The sequence below is a fragment of the Exiguobacterium sp. s102 genome (genome assembly GCF_018618635.1).
Taxonomy (GTDB): domain Bacteria; phylum Bacillota; class Bacilli; order Exiguobacteriales; family Exiguobacteriaceae; genus Exiguobacterium_A; species Exiguobacterium_A oxidotolerans.
On the sequence record NZ_JACSML010000005.1, the window covers coordinates 89,233 to 105,369 of the forward strand.

17 protein-coding genes are annotated in these 16,137 nt (G+C 52.6%); 11 read left to right on the plus strand and 6 right to left on the minus strand.

Going from position 1 to position 16,137, the window contains the following annotated elements; all coding sequences use genetic code 11:
- Positions 1–16: 16 nt before the first annotated feature.
- The 6 genes from KNQ02_RS12575 to KNQ02_RS12600 are packed head-to-tail and all read right to left on the minus strand — an operon-like array spanning position 17 to position 6,293.
- Positions 17–1,420 (minus strand): dihydrolipoyl dehydrogenase family protein, encoded by a 1,404-nt coding sequence (locus tag KNQ02_RS12575; RefSeq protein ID WP_214808743.1) that lies wholly within the window; start codon positions 1,418–1,420, stop codon positions 17–19.
- Positions 1,421–2,626 (minus strand): dihydrolipoamide acetyltransferase family protein, encoded by a 1,206-nt coding sequence (locus KNQ02_RS12580; RefSeq protein ID WP_214808746.1) that lies wholly within the window; start codon positions 2,624–2,626, stop codon positions 1,421–1,423.
- A gap of 12 nt (positions 2,627–2,638) precedes the next feature.
- Positions 2,639–3,637: an alpha-ketoacid dehydrogenase subunit beta gene (locus KNQ02_RS12585; RefSeq protein WP_214767225.1), complete on the minus strand. Its 999-nt coding sequence runs from the start codon at positions 3,635–3,637 to the stop codon at positions 2,639–2,641.
- Position 3,638: 1 nt separating this feature from the next.
- A complete protein-coding gene (gene pdhA / locus KNQ02_RS12590) occupies positions 3,639–4,691 on the minus strand; it encodes a pyruvate dehydrogenase (acetyl-transferring) E1 component subunit alpha (RefSeq protein WP_214767223.1) in 1,053 nt (350 codons plus the stop codon).
- 14 nt (positions 4,692–4,705) lie between these two features.
- The gene (locus tag KNQ02_RS12595) at positions 4,706–5,851 is read right to left on the minus strand and encodes a Leu/Phe/Val dehydrogenase (RefSeq protein WP_214808749.1); all 1,146 of its coding nucleotides are present in this window, start codon (positions 5,849–5,851) and stop codon (positions 4,706–4,708) included.
- Between the two features lie 46 nt (positions 5,852–5,897).
- Positions 5,898–6,293, minus strand: coding sequence for a thioesterase family protein (locus KNQ02_RS12600; protein ID WP_088836210.1), 396 nt, complete (start codon positions 6,291–6,293; stop codon positions 5,898–5,900).
- A gap of 335 nt (positions 6,294–6,628) precedes the next feature.
- Between KNQ02_RS12600 and KNQ02_RS12605 the strand changes: the two genes are divergently transcribed.
- Genes KNQ02_RS12605 through KNQ02_RS12655 form a run of 11 tightly spaced genes read left to right on the plus strand, consistent with a single transcriptional unit; the run spans position 6,629 to position 16,086 of the window.
- Positions 6,629–7,930, plus strand: coding sequence for a phenylacetate--CoA ligase family protein (locus tag KNQ02_RS12605; RefSeq protein ID WP_214767221.1), 1,302 nt, complete (start codon positions 6,629–6,631; stop codon positions 7,928–7,930).
- A gap of 20 nt (positions 7,931–7,950) precedes the next feature.
- A complete protein-coding gene (paaA, locus tag KNQ02_RS12610) occupies positions 7,951–8,922 on the plus strand; it encodes a 1,2-phenylacetyl-CoA epoxidase subunit PaaA (protein WP_214767219.1) in 972 nt (323 codons plus the stop codon).
- A gap of 14 nt (positions 8,923–8,936) precedes the next feature.
- Complete coding sequence (paaB, locus tag KNQ02_RS12615; protein ID WP_214767217.1) at positions 8,937–9,281, plus strand: 1,2-phenylacetyl-CoA epoxidase subunit PaaB; 345 nt, start codon at positions 8,937–8,939, stop codon at positions 9,279–9,281.
- Positions 9,278–10,063 carry a 1,2-phenylacetyl-CoA epoxidase subunit PaaC gene (paaC, locus tag KNQ02_RS12620; RefSeq protein WP_214767215.1) on the plus strand — a complete coding sequence of 262 codons (786 nt, stop codon included), beginning with the start codon at positions 9,278–9,280 and terminating at the stop codon, positions 10,061–10,063. Before paaB ends, paaC begins: the two co-directional genes overlap by 4 nt.
- 13 nt (positions 10,064–10,076) lie before the next feature.
- Positions 10,077–10,574, plus strand: a complete 498-nt coding sequence (gene paaD / locus KNQ02_RS12625) for a 1,2-phenylacetyl-CoA epoxidase subunit PaaD (protein WP_214767213.1) — start codon at positions 10,077–10,079, stop codon at positions 10,572–10,574.
- 15 nt (positions 10,575–10,589) lie between these two features.
- Complete coding sequence (locus KNQ02_RS12630; protein WP_214767211.1) at positions 10,590–10,913, plus strand: EthD family reductase; 324 nt, start codon at positions 10,590–10,592, stop codon at positions 10,911–10,913.
- Positions 10,891–11,667 (plus strand): enoyl-CoA hydratase/isomerase family protein, encoded by a 777-nt coding sequence (locus KNQ02_RS12635; protein ID WP_214767209.1) that lies wholly within the window; start codon positions 10,891–10,893, stop codon positions 11,665–11,667. The genes KNQ02_RS12630 and KNQ02_RS12635 overlap by 23 nt, the downstream gene beginning before the upstream one ends.
- 16 nt (positions 11,668–11,683) lie before the next feature.
- On the plus strand, positions 11,684–13,192 hold the full coding sequence (locus KNQ02_RS12640; protein WP_214767207.1) for an aldehyde dehydrogenase family protein: 1,509 nt from the start codon (positions 11,684–11,686) through the stop codon (positions 13,190–13,192).
- A gap of 52 nt (positions 13,193–13,244) precedes the next feature.
- Positions 13,245–14,114, plus strand: a complete 870-nt coding sequence (locus KNQ02_RS12645; RefSeq protein ID WP_214767205.1) for a 3-hydroxyacyl-CoA dehydrogenase — start codon at positions 13,245–13,247, stop codon at positions 14,112–14,114.
- On the plus strand, positions 14,111–15,319 hold the full coding sequence (locus KNQ02_RS12650) for an acetyl-CoA C-acyltransferase (RefSeq protein WP_214767203.1): 1,209 nt from the start codon (positions 14,111–14,113) through the stop codon (positions 15,317–15,319). Before KNQ02_RS12645 ends, KNQ02_RS12650 begins: the two co-directional genes overlap by 4 nt.
- A complete protein-coding gene (locus KNQ02_RS12655) occupies positions 15,316–16,086 on the plus strand; it encodes an enoyl-CoA hydratase-related protein (RefSeq protein WP_214767201.1) in 771 nt (256 codons plus the stop codon). The genes KNQ02_RS12650 and KNQ02_RS12655 overlap by 4 nt, the downstream gene beginning before the upstream one ends.
- The last annotated feature ends 51 nt before the right edge of the window (positions 16,087–16,137 follow it).

Genomic DNA, 16,137 nt, shown 5'->3' on the forward strand with positions numbered 1-16,137 from the left:
AAAACAAGTGGTGTGGTTACGTGTTCGAGAAGACAGCCTGTTGACGTGGTGGAAGATGGATTGCTTGTCCGACCAGTGCTTCGAGTGCTTCCGTCAAGGCTTCATTGCGACTCGGGTGTGCTTGGACCGGAAAACGTAAATCTTCTTGTTTCGCAGCCATTTCAAGGGCAAGCGCACATGTACCGGCGAGTTCAAGGGCACCGTCCCCAATCATATGAATGCCTAAAATCAGTGATGTCTTCGCGTCCGAGACGACTTTGATAAAACCGCTGGCCGCATCGATACTGCTCGCCCCGTTTGCCGTCAATGGAAACTGTCCGACTTGCACCGTGAACCCGCCTTCAGTGGCTGCTTGTTCCGTCAAGCCGATGGAAGCGATTGGCGGAAGTGAGCGGATGATTGTCGGGAAGTAAGGAATCGTCGTATCAGGTGAAGCGCCACCGAGATGTTCCGCCGTCCGTTTTGCTTCATGGATTGCCCGCGTCGCGAGTTGCGGACCAGGTGTTATGTCCCCAATCGCATAAATATGGGGGAAGTTTGTTCGACCAAGCGCATCTACGACTAGTGTTGCATCCTCGTTTAACGTCAGACCAAGCCGATCGACACCTAAATCAAGTGTATTGGCTACACGTTGCAACGACTGGAAGAGGTAACTGGCCTGGACAGTTTTTTCTTGTTCAGCCTTGACGATTGTGACGTCAACATGAGTGTCTGTCGGTGTAATCGTCGTCACAGTGCCACTGACAAGTGTGATTTTTTGTTTTTTAAACGTCCGCTTCAATTCTTTTTCGAGACTTGTGTCGAGCTCAAAGCCGTCAGCGATCAACGTCACATCTGTCCCGAGCGCTTGAAAACTCATCGCTGCTTCAATCGCGATATAATCGTTCCCGATGATGATCAGACTGTCCGGTAATTCTTGTAATTGATACAGTTGTTCCGCGTTCAAGAGAACGGATGATTCTTCACGGATGCTGTGGCTGCCGGTCGCGATCACGACATCCTGAAAACGGTACGTATCGAACTGATGTCCGTGTTCGACACCGATCCGGTCGTCTGAGAGGAAGGACGCGGATCCGGTTATATATTCAATATCATTTGCTTTACATAGCGCTTCGACGCCTTGGCGCAGCTTCGTCACGACTTGGTCCCGGTAGCTTGCTAACTGGCCGAAATCATGTGTCGTTTCGATGGAAAAGCCGAGTGCCGTCAAGTGTGAGAGACGTGTCCGCTCCTGCGCAGCATGCGCCAATACTTTCGACGGAATACATCCGACGTTCAAGCATGTTCCACCGAGTCGTTCCCGCTCAATCAATGTGACGTCGCGTCCAAGCTGTTTCGCCCGAATCGCAGCTGTGTAACCAGCCGGTCCACCTCCGAGAATGAGGAGGTCACGCTCTTGTGTCAGTTCTCCTACGACCATTTAAATCAACTCCATTAATAAAGTAGTCGGTTGTTCAATCAGACCGGCGAAGCGATTCGTGAAGGCGACGGCCGTCGCTCCGTCCGCGACGCGGTGATCAAACGACATCGAGACGTTCATCATCGAGCGGACGACGATTTGATCGTTTTCATCGACGCAAGCCCGTTTTTTTGTTTTATGAAAAGCGATTAGGGCGGTCTCCGGGTAGTTGATGATGGGCGTCGCACCAGTACTGCCGAGCGGTCCGACATTACTCATCGTGAACGTGCTCGCTTTTAAGTCGCCCGCCCGCAACTCGTTTGTTTTCGCCCGTGTGTGCAGTCCGGCGAGTTGTTCATGTAACAGGCGGAGTGAGAGCTGGTCGGCTTGACGGACGACAGGGACGATTAAGCCGTCTTCCGTTTCCGTCGCGATTCCGATATGGTACTCCTGCTCTAAAATGATTTGATCATTGGCTTCATCCAGTTTGGCATTGAAGACCGGGAAGTCTTTTAGGGCGACGACAAGTGCCTTGACGAAGAAGGCGTTGACACTGATCGGTGTCCCGTTCGCTTTTAGTTCTGCCCGCAGTGCAAGGAGACGTGTCATGTCGATTTCTTCAAAGTGCGTGACATGAGGAATCGTAAAGAGCGATTGCGTCATCTTCTTCGCAATCTGTTTGCGGATCCCGCGAAACGGTAACGTCGTCGGAGTAGTTGACGGTGTGACCGCTTCAGGAGCCGTGACGGCTTCAGGCCGGACAGGTGACGCGGATTCTCGACTTGTGACGAACTGCAAAACATCCTCTTCCGAAACGCGTCCGGATGGGTCCGATGCGGGTACTTGTTCGATATCAATTCCGTGATCGCGAGCAATTTTTCGTGTGTACGGTGTCGCGAGGACACGGCGCGTCTGTATGGCAAACGGTGTTCGCGCGTTCACGACAGGACGCGATGGCTCGGTGACGGTTTCACGTGTTGCCGCTTCCTCGTCACCGGATTCAATCAGGAGGAGCGTCGTTCCGACAGTGACGGTCTGTCCAACCGGAATTAAGATGTCTTTGATGACGCCGGAAATCGGTGCCGGTAGTTCAGCGACCATTTTATCGGTCGACACTTCGACAACCGGTTGATCAAGCGTCACATGATCACCGATTTTGACGAGATAATGGGCGATTTCACCTTCCGTCATGCCTTCTCCGACATCATGTAGTTTCACTTCAGTCATAAACTCAGCTCCTTAGAAGTCGACCGTACGCGTAATCGCTTCAAGTACGCGGGCGGGTGTCGGAATATAGTGATCCTCTAGTGCGAACAACGGGACGGGTACATCAAATCCGGTCACGCGGGCAATCGGTGCCCGTAAGTAGAGGAAGGATGTGTCATTAATCAAAGCAATCAAGTCTGTCCCGAGACCACCCATCGCATGGGCCTCGTGGACGATGACGGCACGTCCTGTTTTTTGGACGGAGGCGGCGATTGTCTCTTGATCGAGCGGATAGAGTGTCCGCAGGTCGAGCACTTCACAAGAAAGACCTTGTTTTTCTGCCTGTGCTGCTGCTTTTTGAGCGACTTGCACCATTCCACCCCAGGCAACCAACGTGACATCTGTTCCTTCCGAGACGATGTTCGCTTTACCGATTTCAATCGTATAGGCTTCGTTTGGGACGGGTTCTTTGAAAGCCCGATAGCTCCGCATCGATTCGAGGAACAGAACGGGATCGGGGTCATCGATTGCAGCAAGTAACAGTCCTTTGGCGTCGTAAGGCGTCGCAGGACAGACGACCTTGAGTCCTGGCATCGAGGTGAATAAACTTTCCGTGCTGTCCGAATGGATTTCCGGGGCGCGGATTCCGGCACCATACGGCGCACGAATGACCATCGGTACGCTGTAGCGTCCCATCGTCCGCATCCGAATGCGCGAGACGTGGGTCATGATTTGTTCATAAGCCGGATAAATGAACCCGAGAAATTGAATTTCGACGATCGGTTTAAAGCCATTGACGGCAAGTCCGACCGAGGTCCCGACAATCCCCGCTTCACTGAGTGGGGTGTCGATGACACGGTCTTCGCCGAATTCGGCTTGCAGTCCGTCCGTTGCCCGGAAGACGCCGCCGTTTTTCCCGACATCTTCGCCGAGGACAAGCGTCGTGTCGTCGGTCGCTAATTTAATGCGTAATGCATCCGTGACGGCTTGGATGAGCGTCATGTCGGTCTGCTGATTGATTGGTGTCGCCATGTTAGTTCCCCCTCGCAGTCAGGTAAGCGGTTTTTTGACGCGCGACGTCTGCTGGCAACGTCGCATAGGTATGATCGAAGAGGTCATCGATCGCCGGTAGCTTGAAGGCTTCCATCGCTTTGACGGCCTCCTCGACCTCCATTTGATGGCGTGTCCGGATTGCATCGATTTCCGTGTCGTCGTAAAATCCATGCGTGCGCATGAACTGTTCGAGGCGCTCGAGCGGATCGACACGGTCGCGCGACCGTTCTTGATCGCGGTACTTCGACGGGTCGTCCGCTGTCGTATGGGCACCGAACCGCCATGTGACGGCCTCAATCAATGTCGGTCCCTGACCGTTCCGTGCGCGGGCGACAGCTTCTTGCATCGTGAAGTAGACGGCAAAGGCATCGTTTCCATCAATCCGGACGCTCGGCATGCCGTAAGCGAGTGCTTTTTGGGCGATTGTCTCCGAGTGCATCTGCTTCTGGATCGGGACAGAAATCGCATAACCGTTATTTTGGTTGAACAGAATGACCGGTGCCTGGAAGACACTTGCGAAGTTCATCCCCTCATGGAAGTCACCTTCAGACGTCGCCCCGTCTCCGAAATAGGCAACGGAGACGGCGGACGTTCCTTTTCGTTTTTCCGCCCATGCGGCACCGACCGCGTGGGGGATTTGTGTGGCAATCGGAACGGCAGGGGGGAAGATATGCAAGTCGTCCGTCGGGACACACCCCTCGACCCGTCCGTTCCAGTAAAGGAGTGTCCGTACCATATCGGCACCGAACGTCAACGTCGCCCCGTGATCACGGTACGTCGGAAAAATCCAGTCCGTATCGTTTAACGCCAGGGCACTGCCGACTTGAGCCGCTTCCTGTCCTTCAAACGGGGCATAGGTTCCGAGTCGCCCTTGGCGTTGCAAGTTGATCGCTTTTCGGTCGAATGTCCGAATCCGGTTCATGTGCGTGAATAACTGTAACGCTAATTCTTTCGTCAAAGCGTCTCGTTTCGTCTCGTCGACGATTTGACCGGCATCGTCAATGATACGTTGAATCGGGAATTGTGATTCCATCTCGTCCACCTCCATCAAGATTGATTGCGAATGTTCCACTTTGGTTTCGTTGTATTCGTGAAGATATTATTGTGGCGGGCGCGGACGTGAATCCGTTTGTCACACATCCGGTTTGCGGCTTCGAGTGTCGTGATTGACTCGGCACGTGATTGTCCGAATACTTCCAGGACGGCATCGTAAATGTGGCGTGTTTTCAGGAGGACTCGTTCATGATTGGCTCCGTACAGTTCATCTGCGACTTGAATCAGACCACCGCCATTGACGATGTAATCAGGGGCATAAAGGATGCCGCGCTGCATCAATTCTTCAGCGAGCGAATCGTCTGCGAGCTGATTGTTGGCTGAACCGCAGATTGCCTTACACGGAAGACTTGCGATGTTATCCGCACGGATGACACCGCCGTAGGCACAAGGGACGAAGACATCGGCATCCGTCAGGTGAATCTCGTGTGGGGCAACAACATGAACCGTTCCCGGTGTCATCTCGGCTTCTTTGACGATCGAGGCGAGTGCTGCTTCGTTAATGTCCGAGACGTACATATTGGCACCAGCATGTAAAAGTTGTTCTGCGACCTTATAACCGACTTTTCCGAGTCCTTGGACGGCGTAAGAGGCACGACTCAAGTCGTCCGATCCGAACAGGCTCTCAATCGTTGCACGTAATCCATTGACGACACCTTCAGCAGTTGGAATCGACGAATCACCACTCCCGCCAAAGGCTTCCGGGATGCCGACGATCCGTGAGGTTTCGCGACTCGCATGGACGAAGTCGTCCATCGTCGTCCCCATGTCCGTCCCCGTATAGAAACGTCCGCCTAACGAATCGACGAATCGACCGAAAGCACGAAACATTTCCGGCGTTTTGTCCGTTGCCGGATTACCGATGATGACAGCTTTCCCTCCGCCGAAATCGACGTCGGCAGCAGCGCATTTATAGGTCATGCCGCGCGACAGACGCAAGACATCGTCCAGTGCTTCATCGACGGTCGCATACGGTGCCATACGACAACCGCCGAGTGCCGGACCAAGTGTCGTATCGTGAATCGCGATGATGGCTTGAAGTCCCGAAATCGGATCGTTACAAAAGATGACCTGCTCGTGTCCTGCGATTTTTTCCATGATTGATAAAGATGTGTTTGTAGATGGATTGATCATGTTCATGTCAAAGCCTCCTTGGATTTCTAAGTAAGCGCTTTCATTTTTTAGTTTAAAAAACGTGTGTCGTCAACTTGTCCTCAATAAATCGTTTATCCAAAATGATTTGCGTGACTTCGCCGACGCCGATCAACCCGTGTTCGTTCGTGACGTCGATTTTTGTCCGGACGCGGTTGTCCCGCAGTTCTGTCACCGTCGCTATGATGCTGACCTGTGATCCGAGTGGTGCCATATTCAGATGTTTTACGTTGACTGCTCCCCCGACGCCTTCTTCTGACGATTCCAGATAAGGGAGGATGATTTTGCGGGCGGCCCACTCCATATGATAAACCATCGACACAGTGGAGTAGGCGGGATGGACGACGGTTCCTTCAAACTGTGCGAACATCTCTTCCGTGACGGTCGTTTCGACGCGTGCCGTCTGACCAAGGGCTAAACCAGGTTTCATAGAATCCTCCTCTATCTTCAAAACATATCTGTTTCTCTCCAAGTGGTCTTACCAAAAATAGTATAACACTTGTCACACGATATTTTATCAATCAGTTACAAAATGAGCAAACCATTTCAGAAATTTTTTCCAAACAGTAGTATGTTATGCCGTTTTATGATGGTGAAAAGACCTTAAATCCGAAAAATGACGAAGATTCGATTGGGTGACGAAAGATATGGGAGCTTTTAACAAAATGAATCATTGACAACATTGTGAACGTATCGTAGGTTTAACGTATAACTAAATTTAAACGGGCGTATTTTTATTGTGTTAAATGAATGGGGAGGTGCGCTATGTTTTATGATGAGGCACTTGAGACGATGACGCATGAAACACGACAACGACTGCAACTCAATCGTTTACGTGAAACGGTCCGGTATGCGATGGAACGTGTGCCGTTTTACCGGAAACGTTTTGAGGAAGCCGGGCTTGATGCTGTTGCCTTTGATCAGCTAGAAGATATTCAAAAACTTCCGTTCACCGGAAAAAGTGATTTACGTGAGAACTATCCGTTCGGGCTGTTTGCCGTCAAACAAGAAGAGGTTGCGCGCATTCACGCCTCGTCCGGAACGAGCGGCAAAGCGACGGTCGTCGGGTACACGCAGGAAGATTTGGACGACTGGGCAGGTGCCGTCGCACGTGGTCTCGTCATGGCAGGTGCAAAACGGACGGATTTGTTGCATAACGCGTATGGTTATGGACTGTTCACGGGTGGGCTCGGTTTACATGCCGGAGCAGAAAAACTCGGGATAACGGTCGTCCCCGTATCAGGCGGGAATACGGATCGGCAAATCACATTGATCGAAGACTTCAAACCGGCAGGGATTTGCGGTACACCTTCTTATGTGCTGCGCCTTGCAGAACGGATGGAAGAGCGGGGCATCAATCCCCGGACAACGGGCTTACGTTATGGAATTTTCGGAGCTGAACCGTGGTCGGAAGAAATGCGTCGGACGCTCGAAGAAAAATTGAATATTACTGCACTTGATATTTACGGACTGAGCGAAATCATGGGTCCGGGCGTCGCAATCGAATGTCCAGCGCAACAGGGATTACACATCATGGATGACTTGTTCATCACGGAAGTCATTGATCCCAGCACGGGGGAACCGTTACCAGAAGGGATGGTCGGGGAACTCGTTTTTACAAGTTTAAAAAAGAAAGCGCTTCCAATTATCCGCTACCGGACGGGGGACCTCGCTTCGATTACACGTGAAACATGCGCTTGCGGTCGAGCGACGACCCGGATGTCCCGGATTACAGGACGAACGGATGACATGATGATCATCCGCGGTGTCAACGTCTTCCCGTCGGAGATTGAACGTGTCCTATTGAAACAAGATGGTGTCACACCACATTATCAAATTCATCTCGTCAAACGACATGGACTTGATGCGATCGAGCTGCACGTCGAGCTCGAAGAACAGACGCAGCAGGAAGCAGTCATGCGAACCGTCTGTGAAGCCATCAAATCAGAATGCCTGATTTCGATTGAAATGATCTGTCACCCACGGTATGGCGTCAGCCGTTCAGAAGGAAAAGCAGAGCGGATTGTCGATCGTCGGACCGAAACGTCGGATAAAGAACCTGTTTAAGACAAGAGGAGGAACTCAACATGTACGATGCAACACACTTGTTCGAACCGGAAGTCATGACGGAAGATGAAAAGCTCGCCCGGTTCACGGAACGAATCGAGAACGGTGAAAAGATTGAAGCCGATGACTGGATGCCTGCGTTTTACCGCGATACGTTAATCAAATTGATTTCGATGCACGGAATCAGCGAAATCATGGGCGCCTTACCAGAGAAGGAATGGGTCCCGAAAGCCCCGTCCCTGCGCCGGAAGCTCGGCATCATGGCGAAAGTCCAGGATGAAATGGGGCACGGACAACTGTTGCTCCGCGTCGTCGAGGATTTGATGAAACCATACGGGAAAACGCGCGGTGATTTGATGGATGACCTGTTTACGGGACGCCTTAAGTTCCATAACGTCTTCCACATGCCGACCCGTACATGGGCAGATGCTGGAACGATCGGTTGGCTCGTTGATGGGGCGGCAATCATCACCCAGACGAACATGTTAGGGGCGTCATACGGTCCGTATGCCCGTGCCTTACAACGAATTTGTGCGGAAGAAGTGTTCCATGCGCAGCATGGTGAATCAATCATCATGGCACTTGCTGAAGGAACACCCGAACAAAAAGCAATGATTCAGGAATCACTGGATGAATGGTGGGAGTCACTGTTGATGTTCTTCGGTCCGGCGACAAAAGAAACAACCGGGACATCAAAACAGGATATCACGATCGCTTATAAGATTCGGACGAAGACAAACGAAGAACTCCGGCAAAATTTCTTTACGAAGTATGTCCCGCGGATTCAATCGCTTGGACTGGTCATTCCGGATCCAACGCTCCGTTTTGACGAAGAATCGGGACAATGGATTTATGCCCAGCCCGATTGGTCGGAGTTTAAGAAAATCATTCAAGGCGGAGGACCGCGTTCGAAGGAGCGTCTCGCCTTACGCCGGACGTCTTATCAAAATAACGCGTGGGTCCGTGAAGCGTTGGCCGAGACGATGGCATGAAGGAGGGTAACGACATGACGGAAACATTTTATCAGGAGTTCGAAGTGTTTAGTAAACGGACGCCGAACGCCGCGTTCACGCATCAATTCAGCTTGCTTGCACCAAACAAGGAAATGGCTTTACTGATGGCGCAAGAAAACTTCATGCGCCGCGAACCGGTCGTCGACATTTGGGTCGTCAAACGGGCGGACGTCCGCGGCCTGACTCCTGACGAAAAGCAGATGTTGACGCGACTCGATAACAAGGATTACCGGACGACGAAAGGGTACGGCTACTTGAAGAAAAAGTGGCGCCATTATGAACAGCAGATGCTCGACGAAAAAGAAATCATGTCTTGGCAGGGAGGCGACTCGAAATGACGGAGCAAGAACGGACAGCGCTCGCAGCGTTACTGTATCAGTTAGCGGATGACGATTTTCTTTATGCGTTCCGCGGCTCGGAATGGCTTGGTCTGGCACCGCATATCGAAGAAGATGTCGCGTCCTCATCCATTGCCCAGGATTCGATGGGACACGCGGCGATGTATTATCAGTTGCTCGAAGAGTTAGGGGAAGGGAAGGCGGACGCATTGGCACACGTCCGGCTGGCGCATGAACGGAAAAATTCGATTCTCGTCGAACGGGTCAACGGTCCCGGATACTACATGGAGACACCGGAATATGACTGGGCGTATGCCGTCGTCCGGAACTACTGTTACACGCTGGCGAAAAAAATCCGCATCGATGCTTTAAAAAACAGCAGCTATGCCCCACTCGCGGCAGCCGCCGTCAAAATCAATATGGAATTGTACTATCACTTGCTCCACTGGCAAACGTGGTTCACGCAACTGTATCAAGCGACTCCGACGGCACGTCAAAAGATGGATGCGGCACTCGAACAAGTGCTGGCGGACTTCGGCGACATGTTTGACTACGGGGCGCATGGGGATGTCATCGAAGAGATGCGATTGATTGAAGGACAGGGGATCTTGCTTGATCGCTGGTATCAGACATTGACGCCGACGCTCGTCGAGTTGAATGTCACGTTACCGGAGATGCGGATGTCAGCCAATGGCCGCAACGGTGAACATTCGGCTGACTTGAACGATGCCTTGTCGACGCTCGGAGAAGTCTACTTGATTGACCAGTCCGCCGTATGGTGAGGAGGGATGCGTCATGACGACGCTTGCGTTACAACAAGAAATCCAGGCCGCGCTCGATACCGTCAAGGATCCGGAAATCGATGCCGTCAGCATTCTTGATCTCGGTATGTTCGACAAGATGGAATTGACGGAATCTGCGACGGGATACGCGCTTCGGGTGACGTTACTTCCGACATTCCTCGGGTGTCCGGCACTCGACATCATCAAAAAAAATACGATTGCAGCACTCGAGCAAATAACGGCGTTACAAACAATCGACGTCGTCTTCATCTTTGACCCGCCGTGGACGTCGGACCGGATCACTGAGCAGGGCATCGAGGGACTGAAGTCATTCGGAATTGCACCACCACGCGTCGTCGACGGATCTTGGGAAATTGATTGTCCGTACTGTGGTTCGACGTTCGTATCGATCGAAAACCTCTTTGGTCCGACGGCATGTCGCAGCATTCTGTACTGTAAAACGTGTAAAAATCCATTCGAGGCGATGAAACCCGTCTCTACTCTCATGTGAAGGAAGGTAATTGATATGGTAAAACTAATCGCGCTTTATAAACACCCGGAGAACAAGGAACAGTTTGACGAGCACTACTTCAATGTTCATGGTCCGATCACGGCTAAAATTCCCGGCTTACAAGAGATGACCGTGACGAAAATCGTTGGTTCACCGATGGGTGGCGAAGGAAAATATTATTTGATGTGTGAAATGGTCTACGAAAGTCACGAGTCGATGCAGGCCGGTATGCGTTCACTTGAAGGGAAAGCATCCGGGAAGGACTTGATGAGCTTCGCTGGGGATCTCGTCACATTGATGATTGGTGAAGAAGTCCATGCCGATGCAACAGTACGTTAAAACGGCGATTGATGGAGCGGTCGGACGCATCACTCTCAATCGGCCGGAGCGGTACAACGCCCTCAACCGGGCGATGATTCGTGAAATCGTTGAAGCGATGGAGCAGTTCGACCGTGACGAAACAATTGGTGCCATCGTATTGAGTGGCACCGGAAAATCATTTTCTGCCGGGGCAGATATCGATGAGATGGTAGAGGCAACACCGATTTCGATGGAACTCCTGGACCCGTTCGCCGATTGGGATCGCATCAGCCGGTTGAAGAAACCGCTGCTCGCTGCCGTTCACGGATATGTCCTTGGTGGCGGGTTTGAACTGGCACTTGCCTGCGATTTAATTTATGCAACAGATACGACACGGTTCGGTTTCCCGGAAGTCAATCTTGGTGTCATGCCGGGAGCAGGCGGAACACAGCGACTGACGAAACGGATCGGCCGGACACGTGCCCTCGAATGGTTATGGACGGGGGAGCAGATGACAGCAGATCAAGCGGAGCGTTTTGGCCTCGTCAACCGACTCGTCGAAGCCGACCGACTCGAAGCGACGGTATTGACCGTTGCCCACCGGATTGCGGCGCAACCGAAGATGTCGGTCCGCCTGATTAAGGATGCCGTCGATAAAGCCGGCGACTTGTCGATTCAGGACGGAATGGAACACGAGCGGAGAAATTTCTACTTGTTATTTGCGACAGACGATCAAACGGAAGGCATGCAAGCCTTTCTCGAAAAACGTCAACCTACATTCAAAGGAAACTAAAAAGGGAGTGGATGTCATGTCAACGGTACACGAAAAAACAATCGAAATGAAACGGTCGGTCTACCACCTCGTCATCAATGGGGAGCAAGTCGAAGGCACGACAGGCGAGACGTTTAAGACCTATAACCCGGCGACCGGAGAAGTCCTGGCAGAAGTGGCGAAAGCGTCCAAAGAAGATGCTGACCGTGCCGTCAAAGCAGCACGTGAGGCGTTTGACCATGGCAAATGGAAGATGTGGCCAGTTGGTCGTCGTGCGCAAATCCTGAACAAAATCGCCAGCATCATGCGGTCGCGCTTCAATGAAATCGTGGAACTCGAGATTCTCGATACCGGGAAATCGTTAGCGGCTGCGCAAGGACAAGTCACGCAGGCAATCGAAGACTTCGAATTTTATGCCGGGGCGATCGTCGGTCACCGCGGTGTCGTCAATAACGTGCCGGGACAATTCCATAACTACACAGAAAAAGAAGCAGTCGGTGTCTGTGCCCAAATCATTCCATGGAACTATCCGTTGATGATGGCTGCCTGGAAAGTCGCACCAGCGATCGCGGTCGGTTGTTCCGTCGTCGTCAAACCGGCAACGCTGACGCCGCTGACTGCCATCATTCTCGGAGAAATTTGTCTGGAAGCCGGTGTCCCGGCAGGCGTCGTCAACGTCATTCCGGGATCAGGACGTGAAATCGGGAACCATCTCGTCGAGCATCCGCACGTCGATAAAGTAGCCTTTACCGGTTCGACACCGGTCGGGAAAGACATCATGGGCCGGGCATCCGAGACACTGAAGCGTGTCACGCTCGAGCTCGGCGGCAAGTCACCGAACATCGTCTTTGAAGATGCGGATATCACGGCTGCTGTCGACGGCTCATTATTCGGCATCTTCTATAACAGCGGTCAATCGTGTGAGGCACGGTCACGTCTTTACGTCCATGAAGACATCTACGAAACATTCATGGAACAATTCGTCGCGAAGACAAAGCAACTTGTCCTCGGGAACCCGTTCGATAAAGGGACACACATCGGGGCGATCATTGATCAACAACAACTCGATGTCATCGACGGGTACGTCCAATCGGCAAAAGCAGACGGGGCAACGATCCTTGCGGGCGGTCAAGTCGAACAGGTCGAAGGATTCGAAAAAGGCTTCTGGTATGCACCGACGATCATCACGAACGTCACGCACGAGATGAAAGCGGTCAATGAAGAAATCTTCGGACCGGTCGTCGTCGTCATGCCATTCAAAGATGAAAAAGAAGCGGTTCGTCTCGCGAACGATACGGAATTTGGTCTCGGTTCAGCGGTCTGGACGAAGGACGGGGCGCGGGCGACACGAGTCGCGAACCAAATCAAAGCCGGGATTGTCATGGTTAACTGTCCGTTCTCCGCCTTCCCGGGTACGCCGTTCGGTGGCTACAAACAATCCGGTTTCGGTCGTGAACTCTGTATCGAAACGCTTGATTTATATACGGAAACGAAAAGTATCTTATCGTATTACGGAAGCCGTCCGCTTAATCCGTTCGGACTGTAAACACCAACGTGCGGACGCGAGTCCGCACATTTTTTTATAAGGAGGAATTCAGATGATTAATCAGATTGTCGTTGTTGGATCAGGCGTCATGGGGCGCGGAATCGCCTACGTCGCAGCCGCAAAAGGATTCGAAGTCACACTCGTCGATATCGAAACTGCCTTGCTCACTTCTGCCAAACAGGAGTTGGAACGGATTGCCGAAAAAGGAATCGTCCGCGGGAAGATGTCGGCGGATGAAGTCGAACAACTGTTTTTGCACCTTCGTTTTTCGACAGACTTAACAGCGGCCGCAGCACACGCCGATCTCGTGATTGAAGCCGTCCCGGAACGGCTCGAGATTAAACAGTCCGTCTTCCGGACGATTGAAGCCGCAGCCCGGCCGGCATGTTTTTTCGCGACGAACACATCGACGATGAGTCCGACGGAAATCGCCTCGTTTACGATGCGACCGGACCGTGTCATGGCGATGCATTTCTTTAATCCGGTTCATCTGATGCCGCTCGTCGAACTCGTCCGTGGACTTGAGACGTCGGATGAGACCGTGACGGCACTGACGGGCGTCGCCGAACGGATGGGGAAAGAAACGGTCGTCATTCAGGAATTCCCGGGGTTTGTCACGTCACGGATCAGTGCGCTCGTTGGTAACGAAGCCTTCTACATGCTGCAAGAAGGACTTGGAACGCCGGAAGAAATCGATAAGGCAATCAAGCTTGGGTTGAATTATCCGATGGGACCGTTCGAACTGGGAGACTTAGTCGGACTCGATACGCGCCTGCATAATTTACGTTACTTACATGAGAAGCTCGGAGAAAAATACCGTCCGGCTCCATTGCTCGAGCAATACGTCAAAGCGGGACGACTCGGTCGTAAGACGGGACGCGGAGTATATGACTATGCGAAAAGCGGGGTGAAGGCACCATGAGGCGTGTCGCGATCATCGACGCCGTCCGGACACCGATCGGACGGTACAATGGGGCGTTAAAAGACGTCCGGCCGGATGACTTAGGAGCGGTCGTCATCGAAGCCTTACTCGCCCGTAATACACAAGTTGCCCCTGAAACAATCGAAGAAGTCATTTTCGGCAACGCGAACCAAGCGGGCGAAGACAATCGGAATGTCGCCCGGATGTCGGGCTTACTTGCCGGTTTACCGGTCAGCGTCGCCGGAACGACGATGAATCGGCTATGCGGTTCCGGACTTGATGCTGTCATCGCAGCCGCACGGGCGATTGCCTTAGGCGAAGGCGACGTCTATATCGCCGGCGGGACGGAAAGTATGACGCGTGCTCCATTCGTGATGGGGAAACCGGATGCGGCGTTCCCGCGTGGCAATCAAACGTTATACGATACGACAATCGGCTGGCGGTTCGTCAATGAACGGCTGGCCGAACAATACGGAACCGATTCGATGCCGGAAACGGCGGAGAATGTCGCGTCGCGTTATGGAATCAGCCGGGACGCCCAGGACGACTTCGCGTATACAAGCCAGTTCCGGGCAAAACAGGCGATCGATAGTCAACGTTTTGCGGACGAAATCGTTCCTGTTCGTTACGCAAACAAACGGGGAGCGATGCTTGAGGTCAGTCAAGATGAACACCCGCGCCCAGAGACGACGCGCGAGAAGCTCGGCACATTGCGCCCGTTGTTTCCAAACGGAACGGTCACGGCGGGGAATGCGTCAGGTGTCAATGATGGTGCATCAGCCTTGCTGTTGATGAGTGAGGAACACGCACGCGAGCTTGGACTGACGCCGCTCGGGTTTTACCGGGCAAGTGCGACGGCAGGTGTCGAACCTGCCATCATGGGGATTGGTCCGATTGACGCAACGAAAAAAGCGTTACGGCGCGCAGGACTGACGATCGAGCAACTCGACCTGGTTGAACTGAATGAAGCATTTGCGGCACAAAGTCTAGCCTGTATTGCCGAACTTGGTCTTGATGCAGACAAGGTCAATGTCAACGGAGGGGCGATCGCTTTCGGTCATCCACTCGGTGCAAGTGGTGCTCGGATTTTGACGACCTTGTTGCATGAAATGAAGCGGACGAACCGGACATACGGGCTGGCGACGATGTGTGTCGGGGTCGGACAAGGAATCGCCTTGATAGTCGAACGGGAGGGACTGACATGATTCATTTTGAACGAAGTGGACAACTTGCGCTGATTCGGATTGATCGTCCGGAACGGATGAATTGTTTTGATTATCCGACGCTGGTCGAGCTACAGGAACTTGTGGATGCCGTCAAAACGGACGAATCGGTCCGGGTCGTCGTATTTACCGGGACAGGGAAAGCATTTAGTGCCGGTGCTGACTTAAAAGAGCGGGTGACACTGAATGAAACAGAAGTCCGTCGGAATGTGCTGGCAATCCGTGAAGTCTTTGCGAGCATCGCGGCGTTGCCTCAACCGACGATTGCAGCAGTTAACGGTCACGCGCTTGGCGGGGGATTTGAGTGGATGCTTGCCTGCGATTTCCGGATCATCGTCGACGGCGCGTTGGTCGGTCTGACGGAAACGAGCTTCGGTATCATCCCGGGAGCAGGTGGAACACAACGCCTTCCGCGTTTGATTGGTGAGACACGAGCGAAAGAACTGATTTTTACGGCGAAGAAAATTGATGCCGAGACGGCAGAACGATACGGTCTCGTCTCGCAAGTCGTCGCGACAAAGGATGCGTTGTTACCGGCTTGCTTTGAACTTGCAGCAGCGATGCTCCGTAATGGGCCGATTGCCATTCGTCAGGCGAAACAAGCGATCGATGGCGGAATGAATGTGTCGCTCGCTGACGGCTTACGACTTGAAACGGAAGCCTATGAGGCAGTCATACCAACCGAGGACCGGCTTGAAGCACTCCGCGCCTTTGCTGAGAAACGAACACCGCAGTTTCAAGGGAAATGAGGATGGTCGCCACCTGAAATAACACGTATACTAACGGTACACAAAAAAACG

Coding starts and splice junctions, on each gene's coding strand:
- KNQ02_RS12640 (WP_214767207.1), top strand. CDS start 11,684: ATGTCAACGGTACACGAAAAAACAATCGAAATGAAACGGTCGGTCTAC.
- KNQ02_RS12595 (WP_214808749.1), bottom strand. CDS start 5,851: ATGAACATGATCAATCCATCTACAAACACATCTTTATCAATCATGGAA.
- KNQ02_RS12580 (WP_214808746.1), bottom strand. CDS start 2,626: ATGACTGAAGTGAAACTACATGATGTCGGAGAAGGCATGACGGAAGGT.
- KNQ02_RS12605 (WP_214767221.1), top strand. CDS start 6,629: ATGTTTTATGATGAGGCACTTGAGACGATGACGCATGAAACACGACAA.
- paaA (WP_214767219.1), top strand. CDS start 7,951: ATGTACGATGCAACACACTTGTTCGAACCGGAAGTCATGACGGAAGAT.
- paaB (WP_214767217.1), top strand. CDS start 8,937: ATGACGGAAACATTTTATCAGGAGTTCGAAGTGTTTAGTAAACGGACG.
- KNQ02_RS12655 (WP_214767201.1), top strand. CDS start 15,316: ATGATTCATTTTGAACGAAGTGGACAACTTGCGCTGATTCGGATTGAT.
- KNQ02_RS12585 (WP_214767225.1), bottom strand. CDS start 3,637: ATGGCGACACCAATCAATCAGCAGACCGACATGACGCTCATCCAAGCC.
- KNQ02_RS12575 (WP_214808743.1), bottom strand. CDS start 1,420: ATGGTCGTAGGAGAACTGACACAAGAGCGTGACCTCCTCATTCTCGGA.
- KNQ02_RS12635 (WP_214767209.1), top strand. CDS start 10,891: ATGCCGATGCAACAGTACGTTAAAACGGCGATTGATGGAGCGGTCGGA.
- paaD (WP_214767213.1), top strand. CDS start 10,077: ATGACGACGCTTGCGTTACAACAAGAAATCCAGGCCGCGCTCGATACC.
- paaC (WP_214767215.1), top strand. CDS start 9,278: ATGACGGAGCAAGAACGGACAGCGCTCGCAGCGTTACTGTATCAGTTA.
- KNQ02_RS12630 (WP_214767211.1), top strand. CDS start 10,590: ATGGTAAAACTAATCGCGCTTTATAAACACCCGGAGAACAAGGAACAG.
- KNQ02_RS12645 (WP_214767205.1), top strand. CDS start 13,245: ATGATTAATCAGATTGTCGTTGTTGGATCAGGCGTCATGGGGCGCGGA.
- KNQ02_RS12600 (WP_088836210.1), bottom strand. CDS start 6,293: ATGAAACCTGGTTTAGCCCTTGGTCAGACGGCACGCGTCGAAACGACC.
- pdhA (WP_214767223.1), bottom strand. CDS start 4,691: ATGGAATCACAATTCCCGATTCAACGTATCATTGACGATGCCGGTCAA.
- KNQ02_RS12650 (WP_214767203.1), top strand. CDS start 14,111: ATGAGGCGTGTCGCGATCATCGACGCCGTCCGGACACCGATCGGACGG.